Genomic DNA, 15,516 nt, shown 5'->3' on the forward strand with positions numbered 1-15,516 from the left:
CTCTGTGGCGGTGCTCGATCTCTGAGAGCGTCGCATCGTGTCGGTGGTCCCGTTTAGAGTCGGACCGTGACCACCGCTCTGTATCGCCGCTACCGCCCAGACACCTTCCAGGACGTCATCGGGCAGGAGCACGTGACTGCCCCGCTCATGGCGGCATTGCGTGCGGACCGCGTCACGCATGCCTACCTCTTCTCCGGTCCGCGTGGCTGCGGCAAGACCACCTCGGCCCGCATCCTGGCTCGCTGCCTGAACTGCGAGCAGTTCCCCACGGACACCCCGTGCGGCATCTGTCCCTCATGCCGGGACCTGGCCACCGGTGGCCCCGGAAGCCTGGACGTCGTGGAGATCGACGCCGCCAGCCACAACGGTGTTGACGACGCTCGTGACCTGCGTGAGCGTGCCTCCTTCGCCCCGGCGCGTGACCGCTTCAAGATCTTCATCCTCGACGAGGCGCACATGGTCACCCCGCAGGGCTTCAACGCCCTGCTCAAGCTGGTGGAGGAGCCGCCGGCTCACGTGAAGTTCATCTTCGCCACCACTGAGCCTGAGAAGGTCATCGGCACCATCCGCTCGCGGACCCACCACTACCCCTTCCGGCTCGTGCCGCCGGACATCCTGGATGGGTATCTGGCGCACCTGTGCCAGGCTGAGGGCGTGCAGGTGGGCCCTGGGGTCTTCCCTCTGGTCACCCGCGCTGGCGGTGGAAGCGTGCGAGACACGCTGTCCGTCATGGATCAGCTCATCGGCGGTGCGGTCGACGGCGAGGTGGACTACCAGCGTGCCGTCGCCCTGCTGGGCTACACGGACACCACCATGCTCGATCAGTGCGTGGACGCGATCGCCGGGGCCGATGGCGCCGGAGTCTTCCGGGTGGTGGACCGAGTGATCGCCTCCGGTCACGATCCCCGTCGCTTCGTCGAGGACCTGCTCCAGCGCCTGAGAGACCTTCTGGTGATCGCCCTGGCCGGGGCTGAGGCAGGACCGGCGCTCGGCTCCCTGCCAGCAGACGAGCTGGAGCGTATGGAGGTCCAGGCTCGCACCCTGGGCTCAGGAGCGTTGTCACGCTACGCGGACATGACGGCGCAGGCGCTGACCCAGATGGTGGGCGCCACCTCTCCCCGCCTGCAGCTGGAGCTGCTCATGGCACGTCTGCTCGTGCCCTCGCAGCAGGTTCAGTCTCCGCAGCCCGCGGCCTCCGCAGCGGCTGCGCGGCCTGCCGCTCCTGCCCGCCCAGCCCCGGGATCCTCCGCCCCGGGAGCCTCGGCGCCGACAGGCCCGGTCCCCTCGCAGGAGGCCACGGCGGGCCAGGGGCGCGCCCTGGCCGCCCAGCTCGCCCGACAGGCCGCCGCGGTGCACGCCCAGGAGACTGGCACGCCGCAGACCCGTCCCGCAGGCGCGCCCGGCGGCGCCGCTGCGCAAGGGCCGCAGGAGGCCCCTCCCTCCGCGTCACCCGCGTCACCGGCACCCGCTTCCGCTGCGCTGGGGACCCCTAGTGCGCCGGCGGCCCCTAGTGCGCCGGCAGTAGCGAGTGCCCCGGTGGCAGCGTCCGTAGCACCGGCTTCCTCCTCCGCGCCACGTTCCTCGGTTCCCGAGGCTGCTGAGGCAGAGATGATCCGCACCCGGTGGGCGGAGGTCCTGGACTCGGCCAAGCGCACGCGCCGCGCCACCTGGGCGCTGGTGGAGCAGCACGCTCAGCCAGGGGCGCTCGCACGTGGCGTCTTCCAGGTGCTCTTCACGGCGCCCGGACTTGTCAACGCCTTTGAGAACGGCGGTCATGCCCAGGTCCTGGCTGAGGCGATTCACCAGGCCTTGGGGCTGCAGGTTGAGGTTCACGCGGTCCTCGTCGGCCCGGACGGGCCGTCCGCAGGTCCCTCCGGTCCCTCCGGTGGAGACGGCCCGAGCGGCCCGAGCGCGCCCGCTCCTGGCACACACGGTGGCGGCGCGGCGCCGGCGGGACCGGCTCGCAGCGTCCCGAGCGCCCAGGCGGCGCCCTCACCAGCACAGGCTCCCGCAGAGCCGGAGCCCGTGGGATGGGGAGAGGTGGCGCCGATCGGGCGAGCGCGCCATGAGGACGCCCCACCCGCTTCCTCTACTTCCTCACCACCTGCCTCCTCACAGAGTGAGTCACCCGTGGCGTCTCAGCCGCCGCGCCCCCAGGAGACGGCGGAGACCACACGAGCCGCGGAGCCTGGACCTGACCACCTGTTGCCTCAGTCCCCGCAGACTCCGCGGACCGCGGTCGCTGCCCCGGGGGATCCGGCTCGCGAGAAGGTGACGCCCGCGACGGTCTCCTCCCCGCACCCGGTAGCGGACCCAGGCTCCTCCCGCCCGGCAGGATCCTCACCACCAGAGGAGCAGACGGAGGAGGAACCTCGTCTCGCCACCGTCCACCGCCTTCATGCCCTGCCGGAGATTCCCGGCGGGGCCTCGTCGTCGCTCGGACCGAGTGATCAAGCGCCTGCCGCACCCTCGGCCGGCGCGCAGCCCGCAGGGGCCGTCAGTCCTGCCACACCAACCTTCTCCGACGGCGTCCCGCTGCCTGAGGAACCGGGTGACCCGGACGGGCCAGGGGAGGCGTGGGGCACCGGACGGGCCTCGCGCGGTTCCTCCGCCTCAGTGTCTGCTGCCATGGCGGCCGCGCGGGCCGCCGCGCGGGGAGAGGCTCCGCCCCCAGGATCGGCCGAGCTACGGACGGTCTCCCTGGAGGATGACGTCCCCAGTGAGGATGACGAGGACGCCGAGGAGGCCGGGGTGGTTGGCCTGGAGGTCGTCAAGCGCCTGCTGGGCGCCACTGTCCTGGAGGAGATCATCGTGAACCCGGAGGAGTACTGAGATGCCAGCGGTCTACGAAGGAGCCGTCCAGGACCTCATTGACGAGTTCGGCCAGCTTCCTGGCATCGGCCCCAAGTCCGCCCAGCGTCTGGCCTTCCACGTCCTGTCTGCCGACTCCTCCAGCGTCGAGCGCCTCATCGAGGCCCTACGGGCCGTCAAGGCGCGGGTGCGCTTCTGCGAGACCTGCGGCAACATCGCCGAGTCCGAGCAGTGCGCGATCTGCCGCGACCCTCGTCGGGACCAGCGGGTCATCTGCGTGGTCGAGGAGCCCAAGGACGTCGTCGCCATTGAGCGCACGCGGGAGTACCGCGGCCTTTACCACGTGCTCGGTGGTGCGATCGACCCGATCAACGGTGTTGGTCCAGATGACCTGCGCGTGCGAGAGCTCTTGGCGCGGCTGGGAGGAGATGTTGAGGAAGTCATCCTCGCCACCGACCCCGACGTCGTGGGAGAAGCGACCGCCGCCTACCTCACCCGTATGCTGCGCACCATGGAGGTCCCGGTCTCACGGCTGGCCTCGGGCCTGCCGGTGGGCAGCGACCTGGAGTACGCCGACGAGGTCACCCTCGGGCGAGCCTTCGAGGGTCGCCGCCGGGTCGAGGGCTGAGGTTCTCTCGGTGCAGGTGCCGGCGGGCAGCCTGCCGGTGAACTGGACATCGACCGCTCGGGAGAAGGAGGCACTGGCCTCGTGGCTGACCTGTGCCAGGGCTCCACGAGCCCGATCCGGGCGCGGAGCGGCCTCGGGCCTGCGCCGGTGTTGGTAGGCGCAGGCCCGAGGGCGGCCCGCCTCAGTGCCGGCGGTGCAGGCGGCCGCGTCCGTCCAGCTCCAGACGGGTCTGGATCCCGAGCCGGCTGAGGAAGACCTCGTCGTGGCTGACCACCAGCAGCGCCCCGCGATAGGCGGCGAGCGCCTGGACCAGCTGCTCAACGCTGGCGATGTCGAGGTTGTTCGTCGGCTCGTCCAGGATGAGCAGATCAGCGGGTGGGTCGGCCAGGAGGAGCATGGCCAGGCACGCGCGGAAGCGCTCACCGCCCGAGAGGGTGGACACCGGGCGGTCGACGGCGTCGCCACGCAGCAGCAACCGAGCCAGCCGGTTGCGGATCGTGCCTGACGGTGTGCCGGGCGCGACGGTCCGGACGTTGTCCATGACGCTGGCCGACCGCTCCAGGTTGTCCAGGCGCTGGGGAAGGTAGCCCACCTTCTCGGTGAGCAGGCGACCGTGTGGGCGTCCCGAGGCAGCCTGCTCGCCAGACAGGAGCTGGCGTAGCAGGGCGGTCTTTCCTGACCCGTTCGGCCCAGTCAGCGCCACGCGCTCAGGTCCCTGGATGACGACGTCGCCTTCCTCGGCGCAGATCTCCAGCAGCCGCCTGCCGCGGGGCAGCTCAAGCTCAGGCAGCTCCAGGTGGATCGCCTCCTCGTCGCGCACCCGGGCGTCGGCCGCGTCCAGAGCGGCATGGGCGGCAGCCACCTTGGAGTCCATGGTGGAGCGCAGCCCGGCCGCGGAGACCTGGGCGTTGCGCTGCAGGTTCCCGGCCACGATCCGGGCTACCCCGCCGTCGCGCGCCGCCTTCCTGGCGGTGCGGGCACGGCGTGCGAGCTTGGTTTCGGTCTCCACTCGTTGGCGTTTCTCCACCTTGAGGGCCTGCTTGGCGTTGCGGGCGGCCTGCTGGGCCGCCGCCTGCTCGGCCTCGTGGTGCTCCTTCCAGGCCGAGTAGGGCCCGCCAAAGGTAGTCAGCTCGCCGTCGTAGAGCTCGACGGTGTGCTCCATATGCTCCAGCAGCTCTAGGTCGTGGCTGACAACGACGAGCGTGCCCGGCCAGGAGTCCACCATCTCAGCCACGCGCTGGCGGGTGGGGCGGTCCAGGTTGTTGGTCGGCTCGTCCAGGAGCGTGACCTCGGCGCCGCGCAGGCGCAGGCCGGTGATGGCTACGAGCATGGCCTCCCCGCCGCTGAGCGTGGCGACGCGGCGGCCGAGGTCAGCGGCTGAGAACCCGATGAGGCTGAGGGCCTGGTCTGCGCGGGCCTCGATGTCCCAGTCCTCGCCGATGGCCTCGAAGTGCTCGGTGCTGGCATCCCCGGCCTCCACGGCGCGGATCGCGGCGAGCACCGGTGCGATGCCGAGCAGGTCAGCGATCGTGGTCTCCTGCTCCAGGGTGAGGGTCTGGGGCAGGTAGGCGACCTCTCCCTCGGTGCCCACCCGCCCCGAGGTGGGCGCCAGCTCTCCGGCAATCAGTCGCAGGAGGGTGGACTTGCCTGAGCCGTTGCGACCAATGAGGCCGGAGCGGCCCACGGGGAAGGTGCCGGAGACGGCGGACAGCGCGGTCTCGCCGTCGGGCCAGGCGAAGGTGAGGGCGTCAAGGGTGACGGCAGCGCGTGAGGATGCAGGGCCGGCGAACGGGGCGTGAGAGCGCGGGTGAGAAGGATGCTGTGGCATGACAGGTGCTTTCTGTGCGGGCCCCACAGCGGGCGTGGCCGGCAAGGATGACGGCGCAAGGGCGTCATGAGGCCAGGCTCGCCAGGGGGTGGGTGAGAGGTGGGCTCGTAGACAGGCGGGTGCGCAGGCTCAGCAGCGAGCGGCGCGGTTACGCTCTGTCGACCTCAATCAGCTCCATGGCACGCAGGCTAGCAGGAGCGGTCCTAGGAGTATCTGTGATCTGAACGTCGTTGCCAGGTTGACTGTCTCAGCATGGAGGACTGGGGCGGCCCACTTCCTGGACACGCCGTATGCTGACCTGCAGCCACGCTGAGGTGGGCTGCCCGCACTGAGCGATCTGCGAGACCTGCGAGGCCGCCTGTCACGAGCGCGGCCACGGTGTGTCGGCGGTGGAACCACGGGAGTAGCACATGGCACTGGTCGTGCAGAAGTACGGCGGCTCGTCAGTCAGTGACGTCGAGGCGATGCGACGCGTCGCCCGGCGCATCGTCGCCACGCGTAACGCCGGCAACACGGTCGTCGTCGTGGTCTCCGCCATGGGTGACACGACCGACGACCTGCTCGACATGGCCGACGCCCTGACCACTGAGGCACCCGCTCGTGAGATGGACATTCTCCTGTCTGCCGGCGAGCGCATCTCCATGGCGCTGCTGGCCATGGCCGTGGGTGAGCTGGGCGTGCCGGCCCGTGCCTACACCGGCGCCCAGGCCGGCGTGCTGACGGACTCCAAGTACGGCAAGGCCTCGATCGTGGGAGTTCTGCCCGAGCGCGTGGCCCGCGCCATCCAGATGGGCGCCGTCGCCATCGTCGCCGGTTTCCAGGGCATCAACGAGGTCGAGGACGTCACCACGCTCGGCCGTGGCGGCTCGGACACCACCGCCGTCGCCCTGGCAGCCGCCCTCAACGCTGACGTGTGCGAGATCTACACTGACGTCGACGGCCTGTTCACCGCCGACCCCCGGATCGTCCCCACGGCCCGGCGCATTGAGTCCATCACCAGCGAAGAGACGCTGGAGATGGCGGCCAACGGCGCCAAGATCCTCCACCTGCGCGCGGTGGAGTACGCCCGCCGCTTCGGCGTACCGATCCACGTGCGCTCGTCCTTCTCAGACAAGACCGGCACCTGGATCTATGACGGCCGCCGCGAGGGTGGCTTTATCCCGCCGGCCGTGGCCGAGCGCCTCAACGCCGTCGTCGAGGCGGACACCGAGGCCGCGCAGCCCGCACCGCACGCACAGCCCGACTCAGCCGACGACGGCGCTGACGCTCCGGCGCCCACCGCCCGCCTCGACGGCGTCCTCGGGCGCGTCGTCGCCCCCGCCGGCACGCCCGCGCCGGACGCCTCGAACGTCGGCGCCGCCCACTCTCGCGCCATCCAGACCCGCGCCAAGGCCCGCCCCCGCCCGTCCGCAAAGGAGGACAACGTGGAAGCTCCCGTCATCTCCGGTATCGCCCACGACCGCAGCCAGGACAAGATCACACTCGTGGGCGTGCCGGACGTTCCCGGCGCCGCCGCCAGGATCTTCGCCATCGTCGCGGGTACGGACGCCAATATCGACATGATCGTCCAGGACGTCTCCGCCGAGGGCACGGGCCTGACGAACATCTCCTTCACCTGCCCCGACGGCGACTCGGCGGACGCTCGCGCTGCCCTGGAGGCCGCTCAGGGGGAGCTCGGCTTCCGCTCCCTGCACTTCAACCCTGACATCGGCAAGCTCTCCCTCGTGGGCGCCGGCATGCGCTCTCACCCGGGGGTCTCGGCCAAGCTCTTTAGCGCGCTGAGCGAGGCCGGGGTCAACATCCACATGATCTCCACCTCCGAGATCCGTATCTCGGTCGTGGTCGACGACTCCGTGCTCGACGAGGCCGTGCGCGCTGTCCACTCTGCCTTCGGCCTCGATGCGTCGACCGCCGAGGCGGTTGTCTACGGCGGAACCGGAAGGTGAGGTAACCCCATGAGCTCGCAGACAGTGTCTGAGGTCGTCAACGAGTACGTCGGCCCGGCCGACGGCGTGTGCGTCGCGGTCGTTGGCGCCACCGGTCAGGTCGGGCGCGTCATGCGCGCCATGCTGGACGAGCGTGACTTCCCGGCCCGCTCGGTTCGCTTCTTCTCCTCGGCTCGTTCAGCCGGGCAGGTGGTGGAGTTCCGCGGAGCCCGTGTCCAGGTCGAGGACGTGGCGACGGCGGACCTGGCCGGGATCGACGTCGCCATCTTCTCCGCAGGGGGCGCCGCCTCCAAGGAGTACGCCCCGAGGTTCGCCGCCGCCGGCGCCGTCGTGGTGGACAACTCCTCCGCATGGCGCAAGGACCCGCAGGTCCCGCTCGTGGTCAGCGAGGTCAACCCCGAGGCTGCGCGCGTGCGCCCCAAGGGCATTATCGCCAACCCCAACTGCACCACCATGGCCATCATGCCGGCCCTCAAGGTCCTGCACGACGAGGCCGGACTCAAGCGCCTCATCGCCTCGACCTATCAGGCCGTCTCCGGCTCGGGACGCGCAGGCGTGGCCGAGCTGGCCGGCCAGGTGCGCACCGTCGTCGAGCAGGGAGGCGACCTGGAGGGCCTGGCGCTGGACGGGCGAGCCGTGACCTTCCCGGAGCCGAGCGTCTACGTGGACACCATCGCCTTCAACGCCGTCGCCTGGGCGGGCAACGACGCCGGCGACGGCTCGCGGGAGACCGATGAGGAGCAGAAGCTGCGCAACGAGTCGCGCAAGATCCTTGGGATCCCCGATCTCAAGGTCTCCGGCACCTGCGTGCGTATCCCGGTCTTCTCCGGTCACGGAGTAAGCGTCTCGGCCGAGTTCGAGCGGGAGATCAGCGCCGAGCGCGCCATCGAGCTGCTGCGCCAGGCCCCCGGCGTCACCTACGAGGAGGTGCCGAGCCCCCTCAAGGGTGCCGGCCGCGACGGCACCTTCGTGGGCCGCGTGCGCGCGGACCAGGCGTGGGACGAGGGCCATGGCATCTCGCTGTTCGCCGTCGGAGACAACCTGCGCAAGGGGGCGGCCCTCAACGCCGTCCAGATCGCTGAGCTGGTGGCCGCCGAGCTGGGCCAGGCGCGTTCCTGATCTGACAGGAGTCGGGGGCGTGCGCAGTCTCATCACTGCGCACGCCCCCGACGCGTCCGTGTCCGGGCTCTGGTGGGTCGACGGGCCCGGACCCGGCGGGCAGGCTCAGTGGCACGTGCCTGCCCACCGGTGGCTACTGGGCCGCGCGCTGTCCGCGCCGTAGGAACAGCCCGGTCACTGCTGCACCACCCAGGCCGGCGACGACCGCGCCGCCGATGAGCACGGCGGGGCTGATAGACGTGCAGGAGGATGCCTCGGAGGACGAACCCTGTGCCGTGGAAGCCGACTCCTGCCCCGAGATCGTCTTGGTGATCCACTCCTTCTGGTCGGCGACAGGGCTGTAGACCGCGTCGCGCGTCTGCTTGACGTCGACGTCGCTGTCAGGCAGCGCTCCGTCCCCGCTCTTTCCTGCCGCAGCGTCCGCCACAGGGTTGATGCTGGCGGTGACGACGCCGGTGACCTTGCCCTCGTAGAAGAGCGGGCCTCCGGAGTCGCCTCCCTGGATCGCTGCGCCCTCCTCCATCTGGGCCTTGATGCCGGGCGTGCCCTCATAGAGGTTGTACTGGCTCTTGCCGGTGATCGTCGCGTTGGCGACCGGCAGCTGCTTGCCCTTGCCGCTGCCTGACGGCGACCAGCCGTAGGCGGTGGCCTGGCCGGAGTAGCACGCCTGGTCGTCAATCTCCGCGTAGTGGCTCAACCCCATGTCCTCGGTGGTGTGCATGAGAGCCACGTCCCCTCCGGGAGCCACTTCCCACCGGTCGATGGGGATCTCGCGGGTGTTGTCCCCGTTGCCGACCCTCACCGCGCCCGAGGCCTTGGCACCCTCGGCCGCTTCGACGCAGTGCCGGGCCGTGAGCACCCACTGCGGCGCGATCGCCGTGCCGGTGCAGTCGCCGAACTGGCCCTTGTCCGTGATCTTCTCTGACACCACCGTGGCGGACTCGGCGTTGTCCGGGGCCATGTGAGGGCTCTCCAGCGCTTGGGCGCTGCTGACCGGTGCCAGGGCGAGCAGCGCCAGCAGGGCCGTGGCCGTCATCGTGCGGGTACGGGTCATGGTGTTCCTTTCAATGCTCTGGCCTCGTCGGGGCCAGGGAGGTCGAGGTGGGCGTGCAGCCTGGTGCGCGTCCTGGATGCATTGGCGGGACGGGAGGGTCACGAGCGCGCGCGGTGGTTGACCTGCCGCGGTGGGAGCTCGGGGTTGGTGGCGATGCGGGTCAGGCGCCGCATGAGCTCCTCCAGCGGGCCGCGGCTCCAGGTCAGGCGAAGGAGCGTGGGCAGGACCAGTGCGAAGGCCACGGTGGCGTATCCCGGCGCCGGGTAGGTGCCCAGCCCGTGGGCGGACAGCGTGGGCCCGGCGGTGAGGATGTGGGCGGTGTAGACGGTCAGGGACATTGAGCCCATGGCCTGCAGGGGGAAGGACCACCAGGTCTGGTGGCGGAAGAGCAGCAGGCACAGGCACACGACGCTCAGGCTTCCCGCCGTCGTCATCACCACGTCAGCCAGGCCGCCTGTGTGGGCGCCGGGGCCGAGAGCCACGGGCAGCAGGGAGCTCAGGCTCGCTGACTCGCCGGGGGGTAACCCACCTGGACGCGCTCACGCAGGACGATCCCGGTGGCGGTGACGGGCGCGGCCACGAGCAGGACGCCGCGTACGATGAGGCTGTGGCGGCTGCGGGCCAAGGTGGTTCCACCGCGGGCGACCCCGCGCTCAGACATCAGCGCCAGCGAGGTGCCTGCCAGGAGGGCGAACAAGCCCGCCGGGAAGCCGCTGGTGAGCATCGCGACCGGTCCGTCGATCGAGATGAGGTGGGCGCTGACCATCCCTGCCAGCGCCAGGGCCCGAGCGATGTCCAGGCCGATGATGCGTGGGCGTGAGGGCACCGCGGCCCCGTGGCCCAGCACCTGAGGCTGGCGGGCTGCGGCGTCGCTCGGACGCGTGGACGGTGGTGAGGTAGGTGACTGTCTCTGTAGCACGCAGCCGAGGCTGTCAGCCCGGAGGTTGGCTCAGCGTAAAGAACCTGTCCGTTACCTGTGATGGAAGGAACGGGGTGGCAGAGCCGGGTTGGTGGCGATGCGGGTCAGGCGCCGCATGAGCTCCTCCAGCGGGCCGCGGCGCCAGCGCAGGCGAAGGAGCGTGGGCAGCACGAGAGCCAGGACGATCGTGGCCCATCCCAGCAGCGGGTAGGAGGTCAGAGTGGAGCGGGCCATGACGGGTCCTGCGGAGGCGACGTGTGCGACGTAGACGGTCAGGGACATCGAGCCCATGGCCTGCAGGGGGAAGGACCACCACGCCTGATGGCGGAAGAGCAGCAGGCACAGGCAGATGACGGCCAGTGAGCCCGCCGTCGTCGTCACCAGGTCCGCCAGGCCTGCGGAGTGGGAGGTGGGGTCGACGATGAGGCAGAGGACACCGCGGATACCTCCCTGCGTCTCCAGCAGCGATGGCAGGCCGAGCGCGGTGTGCTCGCGCACCAGCGTCCCGGCCACGGCCACCGGCGCGCACAGCGCCAGGAGCGCCACCTGGCGTCGGGGTGAGTGCAGGACCAGCCGGTGGAGGAGCAGACCGACGCTCATGTAGGTCATCCAGCCCAGCAGCGGGTAGGGGTAGTCCAGGACCGCGGGCACCGGCGGGTAGAAGGTGAGGATGACGGCGTGGATGGTGCCGGAGGCCAGCGCCAGCACCGCCAGGGCGAGCCACAGCGTCCGGGTGCGCCACCGCGGCATCCAGGCCATGGCCAGGTAGGCCATGCCGAAGGCCTCCAGCACCACCTGAATCGGGCCGTTGACCGCCGTCAGTACCTGGTGAAGGAGGATGAGGACGAGGCCGCGCACCAGGAGGCTGTGACGGCTCGTGGCCAGCGCCGCCCCTCCCACCCTCACGCCGCGATCGGACATGAGAGCGAGAGAGATCCCGGCCAGGACGGCGAACAGGGCAGAGGGAAAGCCGTCCGTCACCGTGAGGGCAGGGCCTCCCGTCGCCAGGAGGTGGGCGCTGACCATCCCGATCAGCGCGAGGGCGCGGGCGACGTCGAGCCCGATGACTCGCTGGCGCGCGGGCGTGGAGGGGAGGGTGGGCTGCTGCGGGTCCGGCATGGGCTGCAGTCTGTCAGCTCGGTGCTCAGCCCGGATAGACCGGCTGCCACATCGCGTCCTGGACGGCCTGGACCAGGTTGTCGTGGCGGAGGGTCATTTCCATGAGTGAAGACTGATTGAGAGGGAGGAATACATAGGCGGTGCTATCGGTTAGCGTGGGTGTTGGCAGCAGCCGGGCATCGCCTGTCGCGGTGCCGTTCACGACCTAAGGAGCCACCATGGCCACGATCAACATCACCGGCGAGCAGTTCAACGAGACGGTCCGCGGCGAGGGCATCACCCTGGTCGACTTCTGGGCCTCCTGGTGCGGTCCCTGCCGCCAGTTTGGCCCGATCTTCGACAAGGCTTCCGAGGCCAACCCGGACCTGACCTTCGCCAAGGTGGACACCGAGGCTGAGCAGGCGCTGGCTGGAGCGCTGGGTATCACCTCGATCCCGACCCTCATGGTCTTCCGTGACGACGTCCTGATCTACCGTGAGGCCGGCGCCCTGCCCGCGAAGGCTCTGGACGCGCTGATCACTCAGGCGCGGGAGCTCGATATGGATGAGGTCAAGGCCAAGATCGCCGCTCAGCAGGCTGGCGAGCAGGCTGAGGGCTGAGCGCCCGGCCGAGGGGGGCTGGGAGAGGATCCCACCTTCTAAGAGACAGTTATCAACTCCTGTATTTTTGATTGACGCTGATGTAAAGTAGGAGCCATGAGTACCAAGAACGTCACTGCCCCCGCTGTCCTGCCCACCTTCACGGCCACCCCTGAGCTGCGTGAAGCCTTCCAGCGCGCCCTGACCGACGTCACCGCCCTCAGCCTCGTCGGCAAGCAGGTCCACTGGAACGTCGTGGGCCAGGGCTTCCGCTCCATCCACCTCAACCTCGACGTCGTCGTTGACATCGCCCGTGAGGCCTCCGACGAGATCGCCGAGCGCATGCGCGCCCTCAACGCGGTCCCGGACGGCCGACCCGCCGCGGTGGCTGACTCCAGCCTTCCGGCCGCTCCGGCCGAGCTCGTCATCGTTTCCGACGCCGTCGACTACGCCGTCTCGGCGATCAACGCGACCGTGACCACCCTGCGTGAGATCCACAAGGTCGTCGACGAGACTGACCCGATGTCCTCGGGCATCATCGAGGACATCGCCCTCAAGCTGGAGCAGCAGGCCTGGTTCCTCGCCTCCCAGAACTACGCCGCTGAGTGAGTGCGTGCCCAGACCTGGCGCACTGCCTAGTCTGGTCCTATGACCCCAGCTGACGAGCTCGCCCGCCTGACCCGCCTCACGCGCTACTTCGCGCAGCAGGTCACGGCGGGCGATCTCGTCACCCAGCCCAGTGACGCCCAGCTGGCGCGGATGACGCCGCGCTCGATGCGCGCCTATCTGGACGCGCTGCTCACCGTGCGCGCTCCTGCCCCGATTGACGACGCCGTCGCCCGCGAGCTCGATGACTTCCTGGCTGCGCGCAGCCGTGAGCGAGTGGCCTCAGCAGGCAGTCCTGACGCGCTCACCGTGCGGACCCTGGTGGCGACGCACGGCGTCTCCGGCCGGCTCGGGACCCAGGTGGCCCTGTGGAGAGGCGACCTGACGACGCTGCGTGCGGGCGGCGTCGTCAACGCCGCGAACTCGGCGATGCTCGGGTGCTTCGTGCCCGGCCACCGCTGCATCGACAACGTCCTGCACGCGGCGGCCGGCCCTGGGCTGCGGGCGGAGTGCGCGCGCTACATGGACTCTCGCGAGGGCCGCCCCGAGGAGACCGGGCGCGCGCTGGTCACTGGCGGTTACCACCTGCCGGCTGCCCACGTGATCCACACCGTCGGGCCGATCGTCACCCACGGAGTGACCCAGGAGCACCGCGACCTGCTCGCCTCGTGCTACCGCAGCGTCCTGGACGCGGCCGAGGGCGCCGGGCTCGACAGCGTCGGCCTGTGCTCGGTGTCCACCGGGGTCTTTGGCTACCCCAAGCAGGAGGCGGCGCCGCTGGTCCTTGACACGATCGGCCGATGGCTGGACCGGCACCCGGACTCGACGCTGAGGATCGTCATCTGCGCCTTCGCTGAGGTTGACGTCCGGGCCTACGAGGCCGCTCTCGCCACGCTGTGAGGCAGCGGGCCTCGGCGCGGTCAGTCGGCCTCGGGCATGAGGACCCAGGCGGCGGCGTAGGCGACCCACATCGGCCCGGGCAGGAGCGCGGCCAGGAGAGCCCCCAGGCGGACCACGGTGGGGGCCACGCCCCATGCCTCGGCCAGGCCCCCGCACACTCCGCCGATGAGGCGGCGACGGGAACGGTGGGGGAGGTGGGTCCGCCAGCTCTCGAGGCGCTCGGAGAAGCTGGGGGCGGCGGTCGCGGCGGAGGAGGGGTACTGCTGTGTCATGGCTCCAGTCTGGGCTCTGCCACGCAGCCCCGATATCAGGGCCTGCCCTGATTGAGCCCTGGCCGACCACCTATGTGTCCACCGACCACCCGATCCGCCACCGACCACGGTATGTGCGCGAATGCGATGGTCGGACGTGGCGCACGTGGTCGGTGGAGGAGTAGGGGGTCGGAGCCGCTACTCCTGCGCCGGCGCCTTGGCCTGGGCCGCAGCGCGGGCGGCCGACGGCGCAGCCTCAGCAATCCGCTCCAGCTCGGCCTCGCCGTGGGCGGCGGAGACGAAGTAGGCCTCGAAGACGCTCGGCGGCAGCGCCACGCCGGCCTCCAGGAAGGCGTGGAAGAAGGGGGCGAAACGGAAGGTCTCCTGAGCGCGCGCCTGGTCATAGTCCCGCACACCGTGCTCGGCCGCCTCGGTCCCGAACATGACGGAGAACAGGGATCCCGAGCGCTGGACCCGGTGCGCCACGCCCTCAGCGGAGAGCGCCTGGCTGATGACCTCCCCGATCTGCTGGGAACGGCGCGCCACCGTGGCGTAGACGGCGTCGTTGGCCAGCTGGAGCGTGAGCAGGCCTGCGGCGGTGGCCAGCGGGTTACCGGACAACGTCCCCGCCTGGTACACCGGCCCCAGGGGCGCCAGCATCTCCATGACCTCAGCGCGCCCGGCCACCGCCGCCAGCGGCATCCCGCCGCCCACGACCTTGCCGAAGGTCAGCAGGTCCGGCACCCACGCCGCGCGCTCACGCCAGTCCTCGCCCCACGTGCTGGCCGACGACGGCGCCACGGCCGCAGGACCGGCGTCGCTGCGGCCGGCCGCGTCCTCGGGCGCCGGCCAGGCTGGGGTCGCGAGCCTCCCGCTCGCCCCGGCGTCAGCCCACCCGTCCAGGGCTTCCAGGCCCCACATGCCGGCCGGTCCCACGCGGAAGCCGGAGAGGACCTCGTCAGCGATCATGAGCGCGCCGTGGGCTGCGCTCACCTCCCGGATCGCGGCGTTGAAGCCAGGGGCAGGCGGCACGATGCCCATATTCGCCGGCGCCGGCTCGGTGATGACGGCGGCGATCTCTTCCCCGCGCGCGGCGAAGCACTCGCGCAGCGCATCGACGTCGTTATAGGGCAGCACGATCGTCTGGGAAGCGATAGCGGCCGGCACGCCAGCGCTGCCGGGCAGCCCACCCGTGGCCACACCGGAGCCCGCGGCTGACAGCAGGCCGTCGGAGTGCCCGTGGTAGCAACCGGCGAACTTGACCACGAGGTCGCGCCCGGTGAACCCACGCGCCAGCCGGATGGCGGTCATCGTGGCCTCGGTCCCGGTGGACACGAAGCGCACTCGCTCGGCTGCTGGCACGCGGCCTCGCACCTCGCGCGCCAGCAGGGTCTCAGTCTCGGTGGGAGCCCCGAAGGACAGCCCCTTGGCCGCAGCCTCCTGTACCGCGGCCACGACGGCCGGGTGGGAGTGCCCCAGCAGCGCCGGTCCCCACGAGCCCACGAGGTCGACGTACTCGCGTCCCTCGGCGCTGGTGACCCGCGCGCCGGCCGCGTGGTCAATGAAGACCGGCGCCCCGCCCACGGAGCCGAAGGCGCGCACAGGGGAGTCCACGCCGCCGGGGATGAGGGCGCGGGCGTCGTCGAAGAGCTGCTGGTTGGTGGTCATGGTCGGGACCTTCCGTTTGGTGGCAGGAGTCGGTGGGATAAGGGACGACGGCGGTGGACGCGCTGTCTGCGCTGCTCGCCGTCAGGGCG

General features: G+C 70.7%; 15 protein-coding genes. 7 read left to right on the forward strand and 8 right to left on the reverse strand.

Annotation, left to right across the window (positions count from 1 at the left end; all coding sequences use genetic code 11):
• The first annotated feature begins 66 nt into the window (after window positions 1-66).
• Both CYJ26_RS06760 and recR read left to right on the forward strand, forming a co-directional pair.
• Window positions 67-2,832: a DNA polymerase III subunit gamma and tau gene (locus CYJ26_RS06760; protein ID WP_101638172.1), complete on the forward strand. Its 2,766-nt coding sequence runs from the start codon at window positions 67-69 to the stop codon at window positions 2,830-2,832.
• A gap of 1 nt (window position 2,833) precedes the next feature.
• The gene (gene recR, locus CYJ26_RS06765) at window positions 2,834-3,439 is read left to right on the forward strand and encodes a recombination mediator RecR (protein WP_006547946.1); all 606 of its coding nucleotides are present in this window, start codon (window positions 2,834-2,836) and stop codon (window positions 3,437-3,439) included.
• A 181-nt stretch (window positions 3,440-3,620) separates the two neighbouring features.
• On the opposite strand, the gene CYJ26_RS06770 is transcribed toward recR, so the two are convergent.
• On the reverse strand, window positions 3,621-5,267 hold the full coding sequence (locus tag CYJ26_RS06770) for an ABC-F family ATP-binding cassette domain-containing protein (protein WP_101638173.1): 1,647 nt from the start codon (window positions 5,265-5,267) through the stop codon (window positions 3,621-3,623).
• Between the two features lie 410 nt (window positions 5,268-5,677).
• Here CYJ26_RS06770 and CYJ26_RS06775 point away from each other — a divergent pair, with 410 nt between their 5' ends.
• Together CYJ26_RS06775 and CYJ26_RS06780 are read left to right on the forward strand one after the other, a co-directional pair.
• Entirely contained in the window at window positions 5,678-7,213 is a 1,536-nt protein-coding gene (locus tag CYJ26_RS06775) for an aspartate kinase (RefSeq protein WP_034236008.1), read from the forward strand.
• Between the two features lie 9 nt (window positions 7,214-7,222).
• Entirely contained in the window at window positions 7,223-8,332 is a 1,110-nt protein-coding gene (locus tag CYJ26_RS06780) for an aspartate-semialdehyde dehydrogenase (protein ID WP_006547950.1), read from the forward strand.
• Window positions 8,333-8,465: 133 nt separating this feature from the next.
• Here the strand turns inward: CYJ26_RS06780 and CYJ26_RS06785 are convergent, their stop codons facing one another.
• The 5 genes from CYJ26_RS06785 to CYJ26_RS10840 all read right to left on the reverse strand — a co-directional run bounded on the left by CYJ26_RS06785 (window position 8,466) and on the right by CYJ26_RS10840 (window position 11,626).
• A complete protein-coding gene (locus CYJ26_RS06785; RefSeq protein ID WP_101638174.1) occupies window positions 8,466-9,386 on the reverse strand; it encodes a trypsin-like serine protease in 921 nt (306 codons plus the stop codon).
• A 98-nt stretch (window positions 9,387-9,484) separates the two neighbouring features.
• A complete protein-coding gene (locus CYJ26_RS06790) occupies window positions 9,485-9,868 on the reverse strand; it encodes a DUF418 domain-containing protein (protein ID WP_034236007.1) in 384 nt (127 codons plus the stop codon).
• Between the two features lie 14 nt (window positions 9,869-9,882).
• Window positions 9,883-10,305, reverse strand: a complete 423-nt coding sequence (locus CYJ26_RS06795; RefSeq protein WP_048685195.1) for an acyltransferase family protein — start codon at window positions 10,303-10,305, stop codon at window positions 9,883-9,885.
• A 51-nt stretch (window positions 10,306-10,356) separates the two neighbouring features.
• Complete coding sequence (locus tag CYJ26_RS06800) at window positions 10,357-11,424, reverse strand: acyltransferase family protein (RefSeq protein ID WP_101638175.1); 1,068 nt, start codon at window positions 11,422-11,424, stop codon at window positions 10,357-10,359.
• A gap of 25 nt (window positions 11,425-11,449) precedes the next feature.
• Entirely contained in the window at window positions 11,450-11,626 is a 177-nt protein-coding gene (locus CYJ26_RS10840) for a hypothetical protein (protein WP_219619542.1), read from the reverse strand.
• A gap of 16 nt (window positions 11,627-11,642) precedes the next feature.
• On the opposite strand from CYJ26_RS10840, the gene trxA reads away from it, so the two are divergent.
• From trxA to CYJ26_RS06815, 3 genes are all read left to right on the forward strand, one after another.
• The gene (trxA, locus tag CYJ26_RS06805; protein ID WP_006547956.1) at window positions 11,643-12,023 is read left to right on the forward strand and encodes a thioredoxin; all 381 of its coding nucleotides are present in this window, start codon (window positions 11,643-11,645) and stop codon (window positions 12,021-12,023) included.
• Window positions 12,024-12,119: 96 nt separating this feature from the next.
• Window positions 12,120-12,611 carry a Dps family protein gene (locus CYJ26_RS06810; RefSeq protein ID WP_024035976.1) on the forward strand — a complete coding sequence of 164 codons (492 nt, stop codon included), beginning with the start codon at window positions 12,120-12,122 and terminating at the stop codon, window positions 12,609-12,611.
• Window positions 12,612-12,650: 39 nt separating this feature from the next.
• Window positions 12,651-13,508 (forward strand): macro domain-containing protein, encoded by an 858-nt coding sequence (locus CYJ26_RS06815; RefSeq protein ID WP_101638176.1) that lies wholly within the window; start codon window positions 12,651-12,653, stop codon window positions 13,506-13,508.
• Between the two features lie 20 nt (window positions 13,509-13,528).
• Here the strand turns inward: CYJ26_RS06815 and CYJ26_RS06820 are convergent, their stop codons facing one another.
• Window positions 13,529-13,780 (reverse strand): PspC domain-containing protein, encoded by a 252-nt coding sequence (locus tag CYJ26_RS06820; protein WP_006547959.1) that lies wholly within the window; start codon window positions 13,778-13,780, stop codon window positions 13,529-13,531.
• Between the two features lie 177 nt (window positions 13,781-13,957).
• Entirely contained in the window at window positions 13,958-15,427 is a 1,470-nt protein-coding gene (gene hemL / locus CYJ26_RS06825) for a glutamate-1-semialdehyde 2,1-aminomutase (protein WP_034236002.1), read from the reverse strand.
• Between the last annotated feature and the right edge of the window lie 89 nt (window positions 15,428-15,516).

The organism is Actinomyces urogenitalis, assembly GCF_002861525.1.
In the GTDB taxonomy this organism is placed as follows: Bacteria; Actinomycetota; Actinomycetes; order Actinomycetales; family Actinomycetaceae; genus Actinomyces; species Actinomyces urogenitalis.

Bases quoted from the DNA above. Each gene is read 5' to 3' on its own strand.
- recR (WP_006547946.1), top strand. From the start codon at position 2,834: ATGCCAGCGGTCTACGAAGGAGCCGTCCAGGACCTCATTGACGAGTTC.
- CYJ26_RS06770 (WP_101638173.1), bottom strand. From the start codon at position 5,267: ATGCCACAGCATCCTTCTCACCCGCGCTCTCACGCCCCGTTCGCCGGC.
- CYJ26_RS06775 (WP_034236008.1), top strand. From the start codon at position 5,678: ATGGCACTGGTCGTGCAGAAGTACGGCGGCTCGTCAGTCAGTGACGTC.
- CYJ26_RS06780 (WP_006547950.1), top strand. From the start codon at position 7,223: ATGAGCTCGCAGACAGTGTCTGAGGTCGTCAACGAGTACGTCGGCCCG.
- CYJ26_RS06785 (WP_101638174.1), bottom strand. From the start codon at position 9,386: ATGACCCGTACCCGCACGATGACGGCCACGGCCCTGCTGGCGCTGCTC.
- CYJ26_RS06800 (WP_101638175.1), bottom strand. From the start codon at position 11,424: ATGCCGGACCCGCAGCAGCCCACCCTCCCCTCCACGCCCGCGCGCCAG.
- trxA (WP_006547956.1), top strand. From the start codon at position 11,643: ATGGCCACGATCAACATCACCGGCGAGCAGTTCAACGAGACGGTCCGC.
- CYJ26_RS06810 (WP_024035976.1), top strand. From the start codon at position 12,120: ATGAGTACCAAGAACGTCACTGCCCCCGCTGTCCTGCCCACCTTCACG.
- CYJ26_RS06815 (WP_101638176.1), top strand. From the start codon at position 12,651: ATGACCCCAGCTGACGAGCTCGCCCGCCTGACCCGCCTCACGCGCTAC.
- CYJ26_RS06820 (WP_006547959.1), bottom strand. From the start codon at position 13,780: ATGACACAGCAGTACCCCTCCTCCGCCGCGACCGCCGCCCCCAGCTTC.
- hemL (WP_034236002.1), bottom strand. From the start codon at position 15,427: ATGACCACCAACCAGCAGCTCTTCGACGACGCCCGCGCCCTCATCCCC.